Annotated in this window: 14 protein-coding genes; 7 read left to right on the top strand and 7 right to left on the bottom strand. The window is 67.1% G+C overall.

Annotation, left to right across the window (positions count from 1 at the left end):
* The first annotated feature begins 179 nt into the window (after positions 1-179).
* The 7 genes from BMZ47_RS25800 (at position 180) to BMZ47_RS25770 (ending at position 9,761) form a co-directional block, all read left to right on the top strand.
* A complete protein-coding gene (locus BMZ47_RS25800) occupies positions 180-1,049 on the top strand; it encodes a glycoside hydrolase family 16 protein (protein ID WP_047170778.1) in 870 nt (289 codons plus the stop codon).
* A gap of 320 nt (positions 1,050-1,369) precedes the next feature.
* Positions 1,370-2,137 (top strand): HAD family hydrolase, encoded by a 768-nt coding sequence (locus BMZ47_RS25795; protein ID WP_091865058.1) that lies wholly within the window; start codon positions 1,370-1,372, stop codon positions 2,135-2,137.
* On the top strand, positions 2,134-3,366 hold the full coding sequence (locus BMZ47_RS25790; protein ID WP_091865056.1) for a glycosyltransferase: 1,233 nt from the start codon (positions 2,134-2,136) through the stop codon (positions 3,364-3,366). Before BMZ47_RS25795 ends, BMZ47_RS25790 begins: the two co-directional genes overlap by 4 nt.
* Before the next feature lie 432 nt (positions 3,367-3,798).
* Complete coding sequence (locus tag BMZ47_RS25785) at positions 3,799-4,491, top strand: class I SAM-dependent methyltransferase (protein ID WP_091865054.1); 693 nt, start codon at positions 3,799-3,801, stop codon at positions 4,489-4,491.
* Between the two features lie 309 nt (positions 4,492-4,800).
* Positions 4,801-6,813 (top strand): glycosyltransferase, encoded by a 2,013-nt coding sequence (locus BMZ47_RS25780; RefSeq protein WP_091865052.1) that lies wholly within the window; start codon positions 4,801-4,803, stop codon positions 6,811-6,813.
* A 92-nt stretch (positions 6,814-6,905) separates the two neighbouring features.
* Positions 6,906-8,474 (top strand): Wzz/FepE/Etk N-terminal domain-containing protein, encoded by a 1,569-nt coding sequence (locus BMZ47_RS25775; protein ID WP_230365609.1) that lies wholly within the window; start codon positions 6,906-6,908, stop codon positions 8,472-8,474.
* A gap of 159 nt (positions 8,475-8,633) precedes the next feature.
* A complete protein-coding gene (locus BMZ47_RS25770; RefSeq protein ID WP_091865091.1) occupies positions 8,634-9,761 on the top strand; it encodes a glycosyltransferase in 1,128 nt (375 codons plus the stop codon).
* A 3-nt stretch (positions 9,762-9,764) separates the two neighbouring features.
* On the opposite strand, the gene BMZ47_RS25765 is transcribed toward BMZ47_RS25770, so the two are convergent.
* From BMZ47_RS25765 to BMZ47_RS25735, 7 genes are all read right to left on the bottom strand, one after another.
* Complete coding sequence (locus BMZ47_RS25765) at positions 9,765-11,201, bottom strand: hypothetical protein (RefSeq protein WP_091865050.1); 1,437 nt, start codon at positions 11,199-11,201, stop codon at positions 9,765-9,767.
* 83 nt (positions 11,202-11,284) lie between these two features.
* On the bottom strand, positions 11,285-12,646 hold the full coding sequence (locus BMZ47_RS25760; RefSeq protein ID WP_091865048.1) for a polysaccharide biosynthesis/export family protein: 1,362 nt from the start codon (positions 12,644-12,646) through the stop codon (positions 11,285-11,287).
* Positions 12,647-12,913: 267 nt separating this feature from the next.
* On the bottom strand, positions 12,914-14,329 hold the full coding sequence (locus tag BMZ47_RS25755; protein ID WP_091865045.1) for a lipopolysaccharide biosynthesis protein: 1,416 nt from the start codon (positions 14,327-14,329) through the stop codon (positions 12,914-12,916).
* Positions 14,330-14,519: 190 nt separating this feature from the next.
* Complete coding sequence (locus BMZ47_RS25750) at positions 14,520-15,596, bottom strand: glycosyltransferase family 4 protein (RefSeq protein WP_091865043.1); 1,077 nt, start codon at positions 15,594-15,596, stop codon at positions 14,520-14,522.
* 203 nt (positions 15,597-15,799) lie between these two features.
* Positions 15,800-16,816 (bottom strand): glycosyltransferase family 2 protein, encoded by a 1,017-nt coding sequence (locus BMZ47_RS25745; RefSeq protein WP_091865041.1) that lies wholly within the window; start codon positions 16,814-16,816, stop codon positions 15,800-15,802.
* Between the two features lie 418 nt (positions 16,817-17,234).
* Positions 17,235-18,581, bottom strand: coding sequence for an FAD-dependent oxidoreductase (locus BMZ47_RS25740; protein WP_091865039.1), 1,347 nt, complete (start codon positions 18,579-18,581; stop codon positions 17,235-17,237).
* Positions 18,582-19,226: 645 nt separating this feature from the next.
* On the bottom strand, positions 19,227-19,649 hold a 423-nt coding region (locus BMZ47_RS25735), incomplete at its 5' end, for a cupin domain-containing protein (protein WP_139221072.1).

Below are 19,649 nucleotides of genomic sequence, written 5' to 3'. Positions count from 1 at the left end.
GTCGCCGCAGTCCCGGGCCCGCGCGTCGTCCGGACGCCCTGTCGCGCCCTGACCGTCCCGCGCCTCGGCACTCTGCCGATCTTTGCCCTGGACCGAAACTATATACACCGTCTAATAAGGCAAAATATAATCGCTAAAACTCACTGACATTGCAGGTATCCCAAATGGGCGCACGCTTGATGAGGAATAAATGGGTATTCCCGGCCGTTGCAGCCTTGGCCGGCCTCGCCACGGTCGCGGGATGTCGCGAGCTGAAAGCGCAGGGTGAGCCGCTGCAGCTCTGCCGGTACAAGAAGGTCTTCGCCGACGATTTCAACGACTTGAGCGTTTCGAAGTCCAACAACGAGCGGACGCGGTGGTCGGCGCACACGCCCTGGAACGGCGATTTCGGCGATGCCCAGTTCATCGATCCGATCGACATCTTCGCCGACCCCGAGAAGAACGCGCCGTTCATCGTCAAGGACGGGATCCTGAAGATCCGGGCGCGCAAGCACGACAACGGAAAGTGGACCTCCGGCCTGATCTCCTCGGCCGATCCCACCACCGCGGGCTTTGCCCTGATGTACGGGTATTTCGAGGCCCGGATGAAGCTTCCGCCGGGCCCCGGGGTGTGGCCGGCCTTCTGGCTGAACGCCAACAACCCGAAGGACGACAAGACCCCGTCGGTGGAGATCGACGTGCTGGAATATTACGGCCAGTTCCCGGACGGATTCCATTCGGTCTGGCACATCTGGGACAAGACCGATCCGAAGAAGAACCGCGGCGGCGAGATCGTCACCTCGGTGCCGAGCGGCTCGCTCAACGACAGCTTCCACACCTATGGCGTCGATGTCACGAAGGAGTGGGTCGTCTTCTATCTCGACCGCCGCGAGATCGGCCGGACCCCGACCCCGCCCGAGCACACCAAGCCCTTGATGATCCTCGTCAACCTCGCCCTCGGCTCCGGCTGGCCGATCGACAAGACCCCCAACCCCTCCGATCTGCTGGTCGATTACGTCTACGCCTTCGCCCCCGACGAGACGAAGCGCGACGCCGTCTGCAAGGAATAGGGCGGGTTCGCCCAGGGCTGCGGGTTCGAAGCGCGGCCCGCGGCGCCCTTCGCCGGACGGGATGCCGGTTCGGCGAGGACGGAGAGGTCCGGGTGGGGCGCGCTTCCTTCCGACGCGCGATCGGCGCCGGACCCCGACAGGCTTGTTCGGCAGCAAAATCGCGCACGAATATTGTTAACCGGCAATCCGTCCAGCGATTTTGGCTGGATAGACCGCAATCGCGGTTGCCACGCTCCAGATAGGTCGGGCATGCCGGAGACGCGTCCCGGCGATCGGCCCGCCGCGGCTATACGCGCGGGTTTAAAGGGCTAAAAGGCATCATGCTCCTCCCCAAGACAGCTGCTGCCCGGATCATTTCCTGCGACGTATTTGATACGCTGCTCTATCGGGATCATCGCTCGGAACGTCAGCGGTTCAACGACATCGCCGTGCTCGCCGCGCAGCGGCTGGCCGCCGAGCGGGGCATCGTGCGGCATCCCGGCGCGATCTACGACGCCCGCCTCGACGTCCAGAAGCAGGCCTATCGAGCCCTCGACCTCTCCTGCCCGACGGGGGACGTCCGGTTCGCCGACATGATCGACGCGATGGCGCGGATCCTCTCTCTCGATGCCCAGGCGGCGGAGATCCTGCATCACGCCGAGATCGCGATCGAGATCGCCCAGTTGACCGCCAATACGGTCCTCCTGGACTGGCTCCGCGCGCAGGCCCGGAGCGGATGCCGGATCATCGCGGTCAGCGACACGTATCATCGGGGCGAGACGATCGCGCAGCTGCTCGCCGCCCGCGCGCCCGACCATCCCGTCGCCCAGATCTATGCCAGCGCCGACCACAACGCGACCAAGCGCACCGGTGCCCTATTCGAGGTCGTGCTGCGCCAGGAAGGCGTCGCGGCTGCCGATATCCTGCATATCGGAGACGATACCAAAGCGGATGTGACGATGGCCCAGGCCGCGGGCCTGCGCTCCCTGCAGGTGCTGCGGCCGAAGCATCTCGTGTTCCGGCGCCGGGCCGACGCCCTGCGGGCCCGCGCGCTCCACGGGTTCCGGATCCGGGCGGCGCATACGCAGCGCGTGGGCGCACCCGCATGAGCGTACCCGATGTCGGCCGGCTCGACGCCGAGACGTTCGGGCGCGTCGTGCTGGGCCCGATCCTGGCCGAATTCTGCCTCCGTCTCTGGCTGTTCGAGCGCTTCCTCCAGGGGGACGAGGCCGTCCTGCTTTTCTGCGCCCGCGGCGGCCTGCGGCTGAGACTCGCCTATGAGCGCTTCCTCGACCGCACCGCCCTGCCGCAGCGGGTGCCGCACGCCGACCTGATGGTGTCGCGCCTCGTCGCGGCCCGGACCGCCTTCGACCCGCCGAGCCCGGGCGTCCTGTCAGAGCTGGAGCGCGAGTTCAGCGGCCAGTCGATGGCCGAGATCGCCGCCGCCCTGGCGCAGCGCGACGATCTCGACCTGCCGCCGCCCTGGCACGCGCCGTTCGAGGCGGTGACGTTCATCGCGCTCCTGGCGGGCGACGAGCCCGGCGTGGTGGCGCTCCACCGCGCGGTCGCGGAGCAGGATGGGCTGTTTCGCGCCCATCTCGCGGCCTGTACCGGCGGCCGCCGCCACGGCGTCCTGGTCGATACCGGCCTCTACGGCAGCACGGTCCGGATCCTCCAGGAGGGCATCCCGGACCGGCAATGGTCCGGCCTCCAATTCGCCCGATGCAATTACAAGGGGCTTCCCACGCCGCATTTCGCGCGGACATTCGGCCTCAGCGTCGAGAGCGACGCGTACAAGCCCTGGGAGGTCCGGACCTCGGCGCTCCGGTTCTGGCAGCTGATCGAGGCCTGCCTCGAGCCGGACCTGGCGAGCGTTCGCACCTTCACGGCCGGCGCCGACGGCGCGGCGCCGCGCGCCAACCTTCAGGTTCCCGGCTGGGAGAGCCGCGTCGCGCCCGAGCAGCCCGGCCTGTTCTCCGGTGTCCTGGCCGCCATCGACGGCCTCGCGCCGGAATCGCTCCATCGCGTCCCGCAGGATGCGGCGCGCGCCTGGCAGCAGCTCAAGGATGCGGTGGTCTGGCCGGACGCGCAGGCGGTGGCGACCTTGAGCCTCGGGCACCGATCCCGCGATTTCGGGCGGACCGAGCTGCGGGCGCAATTTGCCGGTCCCGGCGCGGCGAGCCGCTTGAAGCAGATCCGCGAAAGCCTGTGGCGCGAAGGGGCCGTGATCCGCACGTTCCCGCGCGGCGGCCGCCTCGCGCTCTCGCTGATCGAGCTGATCTATGCCGGGCGCGCGCTGCGCTCCGAGATGCGGGCTCTGCACCGGCGCGGGCGTTGACCAGGCGCGGCACGCTGTCGGGCGACGGCGCGTTGGGCCGGCAGAGTCTTCGCGCCTGCCGATTCGGCTGCACAGAACGCCGATGTAAGTACTGATCCGGCTACAGCGCGGCTTATACAGCCTTATAGATTGCAAACAGCGGCGCTCTTCAACCCATCGGCGAGCCGCCCGCGAGGGCAACCCATTGCGCGAGCGTCGCCCGTAATGGATCCACCGCAATTACGCGGACGAAAATGGAAATCTGGCCAGCTATAGAAATCTCGGGCCTTAACGATCCTTCCGTTAAGCGGTTGATATTTCAATTGGAAGGTTGCTTTGCCGGGGGGCAGAGCTACAAAAATGCAATGCGCGGTGAGGCCATATTGGCTGTCGAAACGTTGATGGCAGGACGAACTCAGTTCCCCGTCACACCTATGCCTGGGGATGACCAGTATGCTTGAAATATACCAAAGCGAGACGTACGCGGAAAATAATCCAGGCTGGCACGAGGAAGACGCGCCCTGGAAAGCCAAGCAGATCGCTCAGATCATCAACAAGAACGCCATCACGTTCGATACGCTCTGCGAGGTCGGCTGCGGGACCGGGGACATCCTTCTCAACCTGGAGCGTTCCTTCGGCTTCTCGAAGGGCTACGGCTACGAGGTCTCCCCGCATGCCTATCGGCGGGCCAAGACCAAGGAGACCGACCGGACCAAATTCCACCTCGAGAGCGTGTTCGATGCCGCGGCGGCGCCGTTCGACGTGATGCTGGTGATCGACGTGATCGAGCATGTCGAGGATTACCTCGGCTTCGCGAAGCAGCTGCGTCCCCTGGCGAAATACAAGATCTTCCACATCCCGCTTGACCTGTCGGTGCAGTCGCTTGCCCGGGAGCGGCCGATCATGAACCTGCGAAAGGGTGTCGGCCACCTGCACTATTTCTTCAAGGAATCGGCGCTCGCAACCCTGCGGGACTGCGGATACAACATCATCGACCACGCCTATACGGCCGGACGCCTCGAACTGCCCAACCAGGCGACGTCCAGCAAGCTGATGAAGATCCCGCGCCGGGCCATGTTCGCGCTCAACCAGGATCTCACCGTGCGGATCCTCGGCGGCTATTCCCTGCTGGTGCTGGCGGAATAGGCCCCGCGATCCGGGCTGGTCCGGGCCGGATCGATCCCGACGCGCAGATGCCACGACGCGGCGCCGCTGCTCTCAAGGGCAGCGGCCGTTTCTTGTACACGGCTGAGCGATAGCGTAAGGAACTGTAGCCTTAAGGGGCATTTACCAGTAATATCGCTGTGATAGTGCAAAACGGCCCGCAGCAATTGAAACGGACGTCGCGGCCTGGAAGGGTCGGGTTGGACGGCAAAAATAGTGACAAGCACTATCGAGCATATTGGATAGATTAATATTTTATATGACGAATCGCAATAGGAGTATATCGTCAGCATGAAAGCGGCTGAATCGTTCGGGATCAATGGTCGCTTCCTGACGCAATCGATGACCGGCGTTCAGCGCTACGCGTTGAACGTGACCCGGGCGATCAGCCAGGCCGTGTCCGTGCAGGGATCCACGATCCCCCTGCTCGCGCCGCCCGGCGCCCAGGATCCCGGCCTGGACGGGACGCCGCTCAAGGTCGTCGGCCGCTCGGGCGGCCATGCCTGGGAGCAGGCCGTCCTGCCGCGCGCCTGGCCGGGTCGGCTGCTCAACCTCTGCAACACCGCCCCGGCCTTCAAGGCGGATCAGGTCGTCTGCATCCACGACGCCAACGTCTTCCTGGAGCCGGAGAGCTACAGCGCGTCGTTCCGGGCGTTCTACAAGACGCTCCAGCCCCTGCTGGCCCGGCGCGCGGCGCGGATCGCCACCGTCTCGACCTTCTCGGCCGGGCAGATCGCGCAGCATCTGTCGCTGAAGGCCTCCGACATCCTCGTCCTCCCCAACGGGCACGAGCATGTCCGGGCCTGGGATTCGAACCAGGCGACCCGGGCGCCGTCGGCCCTGCGCCGCAATCCGGACGGGAGCGAGCGCCCCTTCGTCCTGGCGCTCGGCTCGCGCGCGCGACACAAGAATCTCGGCCTGCTGCTCGGCCTGGCCGGCGAGTTCGCGACCCTCGGCGTCGACCTGATCATCGCCGGCGGGCAGGCGGGCATCTTCGCCGCGGAGGATCTGCAGCGCAGCGCGAACGTGCAGCATCTCGGCTTCGTGAGCGATCACGATCTGGCCTACCTGCTCGAGCGCGCCCTGTGCCTGGCCTTCCCCTCGCTGACCGAGGGCTTCGGTCTGCCGGCGCTCGAGGCGATGGCCCGGGGCTGCCCGGTCATCTCCACCGACCGGGCGAGCCTGCCGGAGATCTGCGGCACCGCCGCGCTCCTGGCGCCCCCGGACCAGCCGCATCTCTGGTTGGCGCATGTCCGGACGTTGCTGGCGAGTGCCGACCTCCGTCAGGATCTGATCGGCCGCGGCCGGCTCCAGGCAGCCCGGTTCTCCTGGGCCGACACGGCGCAGGGCTACCTGGACGTGATGCAGGCGCCGCAGCGGCGGGATGTCGGGCGCCCCCGCACCGCCTCCGCCCCGCCCAGCATCGCCGTGGTCATCGCGACCCTGGGACGGCCGGACGTCGTCGCCCAGACGCTGCGGCGGATCCTCGACCGGCAGACCTACAAGCCGGCCGCCGTGATGATCTCCTGCATCAAGCCGGAGGATGCCGGCGACGCCGCGAACTGGCCCGACGTCGCGGTGGTGACCGGCCGCCCCGGTCTCGCGGCGCAGCGCAACGCGGCGCTGGCCGCGCTACCCGAAGGGATCGATGTCGTCGCCTTCTTCGACGACGATTTCGTGCCCGACGCCGAGTGGCTCGATGTCGCCGCCCGGACGTTCCGCGACGAGGCGGATATCGTCGGCTTCACGGGCGACGTGCTCGCGGACGGCATCAAGGGGCCCGGCCTGACCTTCGAGGAGGTCGATCGCCTGCTCGCGGAGAGCGGACCGGTCGTGCCAGCGCCGCTGATCGAGCCGTTCAGTCCCTATGGATGCAACATGGCCTTCCGGCGTTCCGCGATCGGGGCCCTGCGGTTCGATGAGCGCCTGGTCCTCTACGGGTGGCTGGAGGACCGGGATTTCGGCGCGGCCCTCAGGGCGAAGGGCGGTCGGCTCGTGAAATGCATGGCGGCCCGCGGCGTCCACATGGGTGTGAAGGGCGGCCGGATCGCCGGGGACCGGCTCGGCTATTCGCAGGTGGTTAATCCCCTGTACATGCTGCGTAAGGGAACGATGACTTACGCTCAGGTGGCCGATCATTTATTTCGGAACTTCACCAGCAATCTGGCGCGATCAGCCGTCCCGGAGCCGTTCATCGATCGGCGCGGCCGTTTGCGAGGCAACCTGCGGGGTGCGGCTGACGCACTCCTCGGACGCCTCGAACCTGAGCGGGCCCTGCAGATCCGACGGAAAGCCGTGAGATGAGCGTGCACGATCAAAATCGGATTTCGCAGGATCGGCCTCAGGTCGTCTGGCCGTTCCCGGAGGCGACGTCCGTGGGCGTCCCGGACGGTCCCATGGCGGTGATCTCCGCCGCCCTGAAGGCCGCCAAGCGCCACAAATTCGTGGTGGCGCTCTGGATCCTGTTCTGCGTCGGCGTCGCCTTCGTCTACGCGAGCACCGCCACGCCCCTGTTCACGGCGACCGCGACGCTGCTGCTCGAGCCGCGCCGCCAGGCCGGTTCGGGCTCAGCGGAAGGCGCGGTGGCGCCGAGCCTTGATGTCGGACGCGCCGAGAGCGAGCTCCAGGTCCTGCGCTCCGAGCGCCTGCTCGCCAACGTGTTCAACAGCCTCGGCCTCGCGAACAATCCGGAATTCGGCCTTCCGCCCTCCGCCAAGGCCGAGTCGTCGGGCCTGAGCCTGAAATCCCTGCTCGGCATTCCGGAGCCGCCGCCGCCGAGCCCCGAAGTCGTTCAGCAGCGTCAGTTCGAGACCTTCGCGCAGAATTTCAGCGTCCGCCGGGTCGGCCAGTCCTACGTCGTGGAGGTCTCCTACACCTCCACCAACCCGACCCAGGCGCGTCGGATCGCGAACGCCGCCGTCTCGGCCTATCTCTGGCAATCGATCGCCGCCAAGGCCGACGCCGCCAAGAACGGCGCCGAATTCCTGCAGGGCCGCGTCAACGCGCTGTCCTCGCAGGCGCGGTCGGCCGCCGCCGCGGTGGCCAGCGGCAGCCTGCCGGACGCGCCGACGCCGGACGCCGATGCCCGCGTGATCGGTGCCGCGCTCCAGCCGCTTCGGGCGTCCGCACCCCGCAAGACGCTGATCCTGGGCCTCGGCCTGACGGTGGGTCTCGTCGGCGGGCTGCTCGCCGTCGCTTTGCGGCAGGCGCTGGACCGGCGGATCCGGACCCCGCAGGATCTCGTCCAGCGCGTCGGCATCCCGTGCCTGGCCGTCATGCCCGACGTCTCGCGCAAGGGCGTCGCCGGCCGGCGCGGTCCGAGCGACCTGCGGTCCGCCACGACGCTGTGGCTCGGCAATAGCGGCTTCGCCTCCGGCATCCGCGACCTGCGGACCTCGATCCAGCTCGCCCTCTCGAGCCGTCCCGGCGACAGCGAGGCGGTCGTCGCCCTGGTCGGCTGCACCGCGAATTCCGGAACCTCGTTGATCGGGCTGAACCTCGCCCGGATCATCCGGGAGAGCGGACGTTCGGTGACGATGATCGACGCGGACATCCACGGATCCGCCCCGCGGTCCCTGACCTACGATGTCGACACCTGGGAGGGGGCCTGCCTGGCCGATCTGATCGAGGATCCCAGCCGGATTCCCGAGGCCAAGCTTCTCGATTACGGCGGGATCTCCGTGCTGCCCGCGCGCCTGCCGAACACGGCCGCCAACAGCCGCGTCTACCTCGGTGCCCCGTCCTTTCCCAAGGTGATCGACCACCTGCGGCAGACGGGCTACGTCATCCTCGACCTGCCGCCCCTGTCGGTCTCCGCCGAGACACGGGCCGCGGCCCGACGGGCCGATGCGGTGATCATCGTGGCCGAGGCCGGACGCACCACCGTCGACGAACTCTCGGACGCCGTGAACGGATTGCGCAGTGCCGGTGCCAGCGTCATCGGTGCCGTGCTCAACCGCGCCTAGCGTGCTGGCGCGCGCCCGGTCCGTCACCGGGCGCGCCGTCTCCCGCCGAACCGGCCTCCGCTCCGGCGGGGATCGCTCCAAGGTCCGCGCGAAGTCCCGCCCTCGCGGCGCACTTCCGGCGATCACCGTGCCCGCATACCGAGACTCAGAGTGTCCCTGATGGCCGTCGCGACGGATCGAAAGATCAAAGTCCTCTATTGCCAGCCCGGCACGACGGTTTTCGCGGGGATCGAGCGCGTCAACGACGAGATCTGCACGGAACTGGCTGAAACCTACGGCGACGCGTTCGACGTCGATGTCCTGCTCGTGTCCGAGCACAGGAACCACCCGCCCTTGCCGCGGGCCTACACCATCGTCCGGCGGGCCGGTTCGTCACGCCTGGCCCTGATGCGGGCGTTCCGGAGCGTCGTGCGGGAGAAGCACTACGACCTCGTCGTCATTCCCCAGATCGAACCGACGGTGATCTTCTGGTTCTCGTGCCTGGGTCTGAGGCAGCCCATCGCGATGCACCTGCACGGGAATCCGCGCCGGGAGAGCGGGCACCTCAAGGCGAAGATCCTGTTCTTCCTCCTCCGGCACCTCGTCCTCCGACGCGTGGCCGCGGTGTTCGGCACCTCGCCCCGGCAGCTGCGCGCCTTCACCGACGACTTTAACTGCCGCAGGCCGACGGTCTGGGTGCCGAACCCGGTCCGGAAATTCGCAGCGCCCGGGCCCGACGACAAGCCGACAGCGGGGCTGGTGACCTTCGTGAATGTCGGGCGATACGATTACCAGAAGGGCCAGGACATCCTGATCGACGCGTTCGCCGCGCTCTACAAGCGTCGGCAGGACATCCGGCTGCGTCTCGTGGGCCACGGTGCCGACAAGGCGGCCTTGACCGCGCAGATCCAACGTCTCGGCCTGACGGATGTGGTCACGCTCGAATATCACCCCGACAGTCCGGAGCGGGCGCTCTACGCGAGCGATGTCTTCGTCGCGACGTCGCGGTGGGAGGGATGGTCCCTCGCCATCTGCGAAGCGCTCCGATGCGGGTTGCCGGTCATCTCTACCGATTGCGAGTTCGGGCCGAGCGACATCCTGATCGACCGGCGCCTGGGGCAGCTGGTCCCGCCCGACGACCAAGCCGCCCTGGTCGAGGCCATGAACGGCTACTGCGACCGGATCGCCGAAGAGAGAAGCTTCGCGGATTTCAGGCGGGAGAATATCGAGCGCTACAGCGTCGGGAACTCGGCCAAGATCCACGCGGAGGCCATCCGGCAAGCCGTAGGGGCCGCCGCGGCGGCCTGACCGCTACCGCAGCGCGGCCCCCACCTGGCCCAGAGCGAGCGTGTCGGGGATGAGCTTCGCGGCCGACGCGGCCGGGCGGCGTTCGCGTTCCGGCCAGGCGGAGGCGACGCCGGCGAAGACGTAGAACAGCAGGCTCTGGTCGACCGTGGGACCGGCAATGACGGCGCCCGTCAGCAGGGACAGGCAGGCGACCCGGGCCGCGGCGCGCACGTCGCTCGGATAGCTCCGCGGCTCGCCCCGGCGGACGCCGAACACGGTCAGGATGAACAGCAGGTAGAAGACGGCACCGGGCACGCCGACATTCGACAGCACCGCGAGCGGGAAGCTGGAGGTCCGGTTCGTCCCGAGGCCGACCCCGAGACCCCAGGAATCGAAGAAGTTTCGCCAAGCCAGCGCATTCCAGGATGCGCGCTGGATGCCCGATTCCGTCTGCGCTTTGCTCAGGATCAGCGTGTCGACGTACTCGTAGATCCGCGCGGCCACGCCGTCGGTGGCGAGCACGAGCAGCACGATCAGGCAGAGCAGCAGCGGGCCGAGGACGACCGTCGCGGCGCTGAAGCGATCCTGCGGGCGCAGGCTGCACCGCCGCAGCGCCGTCGCGTAGAGGAGCCCCAGCACGACGACCGCACCGACCAGCCCGGTCGATGAGGTCGAGATCACCACGAAGATCAGCGAGAGCAGCGCCAGGGGGCCGGTGACGAGGGGCTTGCGCCCGCACAGCCACAGCATGCCAGTGAATCCGAGCGCCCCCAGCGTCATGCCGGCGAAGGCCGACGCCTCAGGCCAGGAGCCGATGATCCGCCGCATCGTGCCGACCACCTCCTCATCGTGGAACGTGTACTGGGCGTTCCGGATGAATTGCAGCGCCTCCTGGGTGCCGGTCGCGCTGGTGACCAGGTCGAGGATGCCGAAGCCGATATTGGTGGCCGCGTAGGCGATGAGTGCCGTGGCGAGCGTCTCGAGGCCCCGCTGCGTCGATCCCACGGTGGCGATCATGAGGAAGCAGAAGAGGTCGCCGATCAGGTAGATCGGTTGGGTCAGGTTGCTCGACACCGGCCCCAGCGGCACGGCGCCGTCGCTGGTGCTCAGATGCGCCGAGGCGCCGAGCGGGATGATGTAGGTCTCATCGGCGAACAGCCGCGGCATGACATAGCTGCTCAGCACGCCGTACAGGACGAGGCAGAGCAGCCAGAAACCCGGCTCGGTGATCTTCAGGGCCTCCAGCATCTCGACGGCGGTCTTGCGCCAGAACAGGGTCGAGATGGCCAGGAAGACGAGAAACAGGTGGGCCGGCTGCACGTTCGCGCCGCCGAGCAGCAGCGCGGCGGCGGATCCGAGCGTGCAGAACATGACGAAGGCGACGACCGTCGACCGGGTGCCGAACAGCAGGCAGAACAGCCCGACAACGATCGTAATTGCGCCGATCGGCTCGAAGCTCATGATCCGCCTGCCTCAAGGGGAGAAACGTTCAGCCGGTCGCCACGGCGCGCCGCGCTCGACCCCGCTCCGTCCGGGGCCGGACGCTAGCGGTCCGCGCTCTCGGCGGCCCGGCGCACGGCATCCGCGGAAGCCGGCCCGGTGCGGTTCGCATTGCCCCCCTCGGACGGCCGGCGCGGACCGCCGACCTGCGGCGCCTCCCCGGACCTGCTGCTCGGGTTGCGGACCAGGGTGACCCGGACGACGTCGCCGGGCTCGACCTGGCCGTCTTCCTGTGCGAGCCAGGTGGTCGACCGGTCGCCGACCCGGCGGGTCACCTCGTAGCGCGGCGTCAGCGTCTCGCTACCATCCTCGGCCGTGCCGAGCGTCTGCGCCTCGGCATCCGCCGAGAGCCGCCCGGCGGTCAGCGTCTTCTCGTCGTTCTGCGCCAGCTTGAGGCGGGTATCGGCCGCCTCCGCCAGGGCGTCGCGGCGGAACCGGGACCGGAGCTCAATGATGTCGCGCTCGGCCCGCGTCAGGCTCTGCTGGGCGCGCAGCATCGCGACCTGAACGTCCAGCCGGTTGCTCTCGAAGGCGGCCTGGCTCTGCTCGGCAGCCAGCTTCCGCGGCGTGATCGTCAGCCCCTTGGCCACGAGATCGTTGACGAGGTTCAATTCGCCCCGGCTCAGCTCGATCTGGCGATCGAGCGACTTGGACTTGTTCTCCAGGGCGCCGATCTCGGCGCGGAAACTCGACATGGATTGCTCGATCGCGGCGACCTCGGCCTTGATCGCGTTGCGGCGCGTGTCGAACAGGAGCTGCTCGCCGCGCATCGCCTGATCGGCCCGGGCCTTGTCCGCGTTGGCCTTGAGATCCTCGCCGAAGGTGATCGTATCCGTCCCGGCGATCTCCGCGTCGAGGCGCGCCTGCTTGGCGGCCAGCGCGATCCGCTCCGCGGCGAGCGTCCGCAGCTCACCGCGCGTCGTCACCATCTCGCGCCGCACCATGCGCGGGTCGGTGGCGCGCAGCAGGCCCTCCGCGGTACTGACCGCCTGGAGCACGGTCAGGCCGGGCTGATACTCGAACTTGCCCGGCTGCTGCACCGCACCGGTGATGTAATACGGGCGGTATTTGGCGACTTCCACCGACGCCGCCGGCGTCTCCGCAAGATCGGCCGCCTGTTTCAGCGAGGTTCCGATCGCCTCGGCAAGATCGGTCGGCGTCCCGCCGGACGCCTTGATCTGGCCGATCAGAGGAAGCGACACCGTGCCGTCCGCGGCCACGGAGAATTCGCCGTTCAGGGCGGTCCACGAATACGCTTCGCCGGTGTTGCGTCGCAGATCGTAGACGCGAATGGTCAGACGATCCTGCGGGCCGAGCAAGTATCGGCCCGGGGCCTCGGCGGCCGGTGCTGCGAGAACGCTGGCAACCACGAACACGCAAGACGCAGCAATCTGCCGCCAATACATTCAAATCTCCTGAGCCGAAACCGGGTTCCGACAAAATACCTCGGCTTCGTCCCGCTATTCGGGACAAGGGCCGCACTGCGTCGCTGGCTGTTACTTTATACGATATCAGGCAACACTCAACCCGCTCCGCAGTTTACGCAAATATCGCGCCCTCGAATTTTGCTAAAAATCGCGCGGCGCGATGAACAGACAAATTAAGATTGAATCGAAAGCGGCGCAGCATATCCCGGTCGATGGCCGGTCTTATCCGCGATCGACCGCCCGGGATTATTGTCGCAGGGCGCGCAGGCGAAAGCCGCACAGGTGCATGGATGCGGCGTAGACGACGGCGCCGCACGCGCTCATGGCGACCAGCTGCGCGATCGAGGGGATGGCGAAGCGCTGCAACAGGTTCTCCAACAGGAGGACGGCCAAGGCCATCGCGATGCAGGACACCGCGACCTGCCACAGGTTGCGCATCTGCGCCGTGAGGCTGGTTCCGATCACGCGGCGCGCGTAAACGGCGCTGATCAGGAAATGCAGGGCCGCGGCGACGACCCGCGCGTACAGCATCAGCAGCAGGCCTCCCGTGTAGAAGGCGACCGTCAGCAGCGGGAGCTTCGTGACGGTTTCCAGAATGTTGATCTTCAACAACAGGTTGGGCTGATCGATCGCGACGCAGAGCGACGAGACCGGCTGATAATAGGCGGTCAGCATGACGGCGAGCGACAGCCACCGCAGATAGACCGACGCGGAGCTCCATTGGCTGCCGAGGAAGACCTCGACGATCTGGTCCGACGTCAGCGCTATCCCGATGCCCGCGGGCAGCGCGATGAACATCGTCAGGCGCGCCGCCTTGAGGAAGGAGAGGTGCAGGCGCTTCCGGTCGTCGGCCATCGTGGCGAACGCCGCCATGACCGGCCGCATGGCCGGACCGATCAGGCTCTGGGTCGGCATGACCGAGAAATCGCTCGCCAGGCTGTACCGGCCCAGGACGGCCTTCTCGACATTGTAGCCCAGGAACACGCGGTCATACTGCCAGCTGAACGCGGCCAGGACCTGCGAGGACGTGAACCAGCCGGTGAAGGCGGAGAAGTCGCGCAGCCGCTCCAGCGAGAGCCTGGGACTGTAGGGAGCCAGCACGTAGGACAGGATCGTCGGCATGAGCGACGACACCACGGGATTGATCACGAGCGCCCAATAGCCGCCGCCCGCGTAGAGCACCGCCAGGGAGAGCAGGGCCGCGATGACCTTCCCCGAGAAATCCGCGACGAACGATACGCGGAAGTCCAGATCGCGGAAGAAGTGCACCATCGTCGGGCTGTAGAGGCTGCGCGCGATCGGCCCCAGCGCCAGGACGAGGATGAGCGGGACGAGCCGCGGATCGTCGTAGATATGCGCGACCGGCCAGGCGGCGAGCATCATCAGGACCGCGATCACCCCGCCGCGCAGCAGGCCGAGCGTGAACGCGGTGTCCAGGTGCGATTTCTCGATCTTCTGCAGGCGCATCAGCGCCTGCACCAAGGGCACCTCGAGAACCATCTCGACGATCGCGACCAGCGAGACCGCGATCGCCGTCAGGCCGAAATCGGCCGGGGTCAGCATCCGGGCGAGGAGGAGCAGCGTTGCGAGGTCGATCACGCGCGACGACGTTCGGGCCGCGACACTCCAGCCGGCGCCACGCAACGTCTTGAGGGTGAGCATGAACCGATCCTGCGGGAGACGACATGCGACGGGATCGCGGCCGGCGCGAAACGTGATGTCTCTGTCCCTGAAAATGAACCCGGATATGGGCGATATGGCGATGACAGGCCTTAGTGAGCCTATTGCCCCAATACACAGCCGGACACCCGCCAGGATAGCGGCTTCGCGCGACCCCTGGGTCCCGCCTGCGTCACGATGCGGAGGGCTTGGCCCTGGATCCGATGGCGCGGCCGTAAACCTCGAGGGCGGCGCGCGCCACGCGGTCGATCCGCAGGTTCTCGATCCCGATCTGGCTTTTGGCGCGCCACGCCTTGAGCTGGTCCGGGTCGGTCACCAGCATCCGGAGCGCGTCGGCGATCCGGTCCGGAGATTTCGGCGGCACCAGGATCCCCGATTCGCCCTGGCCCAGGAGTTCGGGAATGCCGTCGACCTGGGTGGCGATCACCGCGCACCCGGCCTCCCGCGCCTCCGAGAGCACGAGCGGCGCCGGGTCGGCGTGAGAGGGCAGCACGAAGATGTCGGCGCCGAGCATCCACGGATAGGGATCGTCCTGCGGGCCGGCGAAGGCGATCGCGTCCGCGGACGCCATCGCCCGGGCCATCGCGGTGTAGCTATCCTGCGTCGGGCCGCCGCCGACCACGTAGAGCCGCGCCGCCGGGTGCTGCGCGTGGACGGCGTCGAAGGCCTGCAGCAGGTCGGGCAAGCCCTTGCGGGGATGGAGGCCGCCGACGAACACGATCGCGGGGTGATCGAGGGATTTCGGGACCTCGGAACGGCCGGTCATCCGGGCGGAACCGATCGTGCCGTTCAGCACGACGTCGATCCGCGACGCCGAAATGCCGCGCTTCTGCATGGACTTGGCCACGGCGGCACTGACCGCGATGACCCGGTCGCCCAGCCCCATCAGGATGGCGCCCTTCTCGAACTCGTTGTGGACCGTCGTCACCAGCGCGACCCGGGTCAGCTTGCACGCGGGCCAGGCCAGGACGGCGCTCGTCATCATGTGCGCGTGGACGACATCCGGTCTCCAGCGCCGCAGAAGCCCGGTGAGCCCCACCATGGACTTCAGGACCGGGCCCGGACGGCGCTCGTGATCGACGACGAAGGTCTCGATGCCGTTCGTCCGCAGCAGCTCGTCGAAATCGCCGCCCTGGCTCGCCATCGCGACGGTGTGGCCGAGCTTGACCTGTGCGCAGGCCAGATCGACGGCCGCATGCACATGCCCGTTCAGGCGGCGCCTATGATTGAGAAGATGCAGAATCCGCACGTTACACCGACGCTCGCTTCACCTGAGACATTCCCGACATCGCGTCCGGCCCTGGAGGCCGCGTGACGCTCGGCGGTGCCGCGAGGCGCGACCCTAATCAACGCCGAAGATTAATACAAACCGTCCAGCGTTATTGGACTACGCATTGTCTGCGCTGTGCCTGGATATAGTACGCACAGGTTGAATTTCGGCCGGCCGAGCCTCTATTGCGAGGCGTTGGCGGCCCGCAGAAAGCGTCGCGCCGAGCGCTGCCCGACCGAGAATCGGAACGCGAGAAGCGCCTGTGCCTGGCGGAGCGGGGCCAGGAACATGGCCACGAAGAACAGCGCGGTCGCGACCTTCCACTTCAGCGGGCGCGGCTCCGTCAGGATGGCCCGAAGCAGGTCCAGGAAGCCGCGAGACCCGTATCGGGTTCCGCGGACCAGCGCGGCGGAAAAATCCATGAACCGAAAATAGTAGGTCCGCTCAGCCTCGATCAGAACCGCCTCCGGCCGCAACTGACCGACCAGCCGGCGCAGATGCGCCAACCGCAGCTCGAAGCGCCGGAGGTCGCGCTCGAACGTCTCGGCCCGCGGGGCACGCCCCAGCCCCGAATCGTTCTGCCCATGGACCCGGTACAGGCCGAGGGTCTCGGACAGGCTGACGACATCGCCCATGAACGGCGCGACGAGCAGGATCACGCCGTCGACCGCATTGTCGTACGCGCAGTGGTGCAGGACCTCGCAGACATCCCGCCGGAACACGTTCCCGGAGGTCGGCGGCGTCTGATAGACGCCCGAGCGCAGGATCTCGTCGACCACCTTGTCCTGGCTGCGGAAGGCTTCCAGGGCCGGGTAGCGCTCGGTGATGACCCGTCCGGTCGCGTCGATGCAGGTCAGGCAGAACTGGACCTTCGCGACACCGGGATCGAGGACCTGGAGGATGCGCGCGAGCGCGCCGGGCGCCAATTCGTCGTCCGCATCCAGGAACAGGACGAACGGCGCGCGTGTCTGTCCGAGACCGTACAGACACGCCGACCGCTGCCCGCCATTGGCGATCCGGTATGCGCGCGCGCCCGTCTCCTGGATCACGGCCCACGACCGGTCCGTGGACCCGTCGTCGATCACCACGAGCTCGCAATCGGCCGTCTTCTGGTCGAGGACGCTCCGGATCGCCTTGCCCACGTAGGTCTCATAATTGAAACACGTGATGACGACGGCGATTCTCGGCTCTTTCTCCACGACTGACGCCTACTCCGCTTCGCGCTCACGCAAGTCAGGCCCGTTCGCGCCCGCCGCGAGCCGATCGCTCCACCGCTCGCGTTCGGAGCGGACGCCGTTTCAGCGCCAGACGGCGCCGCACCGGGCCTTCAAAGCCCCGCCCCACACGACGGAACCGGGTACGGATTTCACCCCGGTCTCTATCCTGCCCGGATGTCAAAATCCACTCGTCTACGTAGCCGATACAAGGGATGGATTGCTCGATCCACATGGGTCGGTCCGGTATCTCGGGCCCTCAATTCTTCGTGTCCCCAACCTTGATCTCATGGTTGCATGCGGTGATGGGGCTGCAACCATGTCGATAGGTCCGGCGCGGCCCCTGTCCGTGATGCCATGGCCGGCGAGGGCGTCAGCCTGCGCCCGCGGCGGGTTGCTAGTGTCAGGACGCTTTCTGCGCCGGCCCGCGCCGCACCTGCGTCTCGGCGTTCTGCGTGGAGACGCGGGCGGTCGGCTGATAATCGAACCCGCCTTGCCGCCCGAAGGATTCGATCCCGAACGCGCGCAGCCGCGCGAGCGCCACCCCGACCCGCTCCTGCGCGCGGTTGATGTAGATGGGGTAGGCGTTCGGCACGAAGCGGCTGCCCTCCAGTCTCAGGTCGCCGTCGAACAGATGATTGGCCGCCACGTGCGACCGGAAATCCCGCTCCGCGATCTCCAGGCTGTTCCCCGCCTGGGACGCGATGACCTCCACGCCGAAATACTCGCGCCCCTCGGCCGTGCCGTAGAAATCCGAGTACATGGTCAGGCGCTTCCAGAACCCGCCATGCGAGAAATTGTACAGGACCGCGCAGTCGAAGCCCTTCTTGCCCGAGAAGCTGAAGAACAGGCTGATCAGGGTCACCGACGTGAGGTTCTCGTCGGCGCCCAGTCCGGAGATCTCGAGGGCGCGGTTGATCGGGATCGTCGACACGACCCGGTCCGCGGTGACGGACCCCCCGGTCGTGTCGAGATGGAACGCCGACCCGGCCTTTCGGATCTGCGCGACGGTGCAGCCCAGCCGGAACTCGGTGCCCTGTCCGCGCAGTTTCGCGGCGGCGACCGCGTATAGATCGTCGTAGCCCGATTTCGGCCGGGCGAGCTGTCGATTGGTCGGCGCCTCCGCCTTGCGGGGCCGCAGGTGCCGCAGCATCGCTCTCGGGGAGGAATGCTCCTTGATCCAGAGCATGCGCTTCTCGGCGAAATCGAGATCGACCTTCTCGGCGGCGATGCCGAAGAAGCGCATCATGTAGCTCTCGAGCCCGGACCGTCTCAGCAGGTAGTCGCCGATCCAGTACCGGGCGAAATCGCGCGCGTTCCGGATCTTCGGCCGGGAGATCCGCGAATACAGGACGGACAACCCGATCCGGGCACAGCCCCACAGGCCGGAGCGCAGGATGTCGTCCTTGATCGACAGCGGATAGCCGGCAACAGCGCCCTGCGGCGTCAGCTTCCCCCAGGTCGGGTCGATGGGCACATACAACGGCAGCATCTCAGGAAAATGCACCAGCAACGGCGAGTCGTCCTGGAATATGAAGCTGCCGATATCGAAGCTGTACGGACCGATGGCGCAATCGATGTGATTGCCGCCGTATTTCTCGAACTCGTCGAGGACGAGTATCCGGCGGTACCCCTGCTCGATCAGGACCGCGGCCGAGACCAGGCCGCTGATGCCGGCCCCGAGCACGACGGCCTCGTAATGTTCGCGCGATTCCTGGTTCTCGATCGTCGGGGCTGCCTGCTCAACCATGTCTCATCTCAACCCGGCGATCACGATCTCTGGTCTTCATCGCGCGACTGACGCGCGAATCAGCATGTTTCCGAACGGGATGTGGCGCCCGTCGGGATGTCTATTTGCCCCATCGCCGATATTTTCCATTACAAATTGTGATTCGCTGAGCACTCGTATCGCATCCGGGGCTGGTCGGTAAATCTGTCGGTCTAGACGGGAACGATTTTATTTCCGCCGGCGGATACATGCGTTGCAAGGGTGGGGCCGTGCCGGATCACCTCGCGGCATTGTCAGCCGAAGCGCGTCGCATCGCTCGGGCCCTGAATGCCGCGCGACGGGCATCGGGCCGTGCTGATAGCCGTTGATCGGATATCCGCCGGAGCCACAGTCTCGACGGGAATGGGCTGCTGGAATGCGGTGTTGCGCGCCAATTTTGAAGTAAGCCCCGGCAAGATGTCGGAACGTCCCAGCGCTGTTGCGTGGCCGGCTATCGCGGGCGTGCCGGTCAGGGAGTTGAAAGCCCCGTCAAATAAGTCCGCAGACCAGGAAACCGCGTCAAGCACGAAAGCCGTGCCTCACGCGGTCACATTCGGACAGGGCTCGGACGCGCCGTCATGCTCTGCCTGATCGCGCCGCCGCTCACGATGTCGGCGCGCTTCCGGCTCAACGTCCGTAGATATCCTCGACGCGGATGATGTCGTCCTCGCCGGTGTAGGAGCCGACCTGGACCTCGATCAGCTCCAGCGGGATCTTGCCCGGGTTGTTCAGCCGGTGCATCGAGCCGATCGGCAGGTACACCGCCTCGTTCTCGTGGACCAGAACCACCCGGTCATCCACGGTCACCTCCGCGGTGCCGCGCACCACCACCCAGTGCTCGGCCCGGTGATAGTGCTTCTGCAGGGACAGGCGCCCGCCCGGCACCACCTGGATCCGCTTCACCTGGAAGCGCTCGCCGATGTCGATCCGCTGGTACCAGCCCCACGGCCGGTACATCCGCAGATGCGCGTCCGCCTCCGGCTCGCCCGAGGCCCGCAGCGCGTTGACCAGCTGCTTGACCTCGCCCGAGCGCGCCTTGGACGCCACCAG

It is taken from the genome of Methylobacterium brachiatum, assembly GCF_900113845.1.
GTDB lineage: Bacteria > Pseudomonadota > Alphaproteobacteria > Rhizobiales > Beijerinckiaceae > Methylobacterium > Methylobacterium brachiatum.
This window is presented reverse-complemented; position numbering and strand designations above follow the sequence as displayed.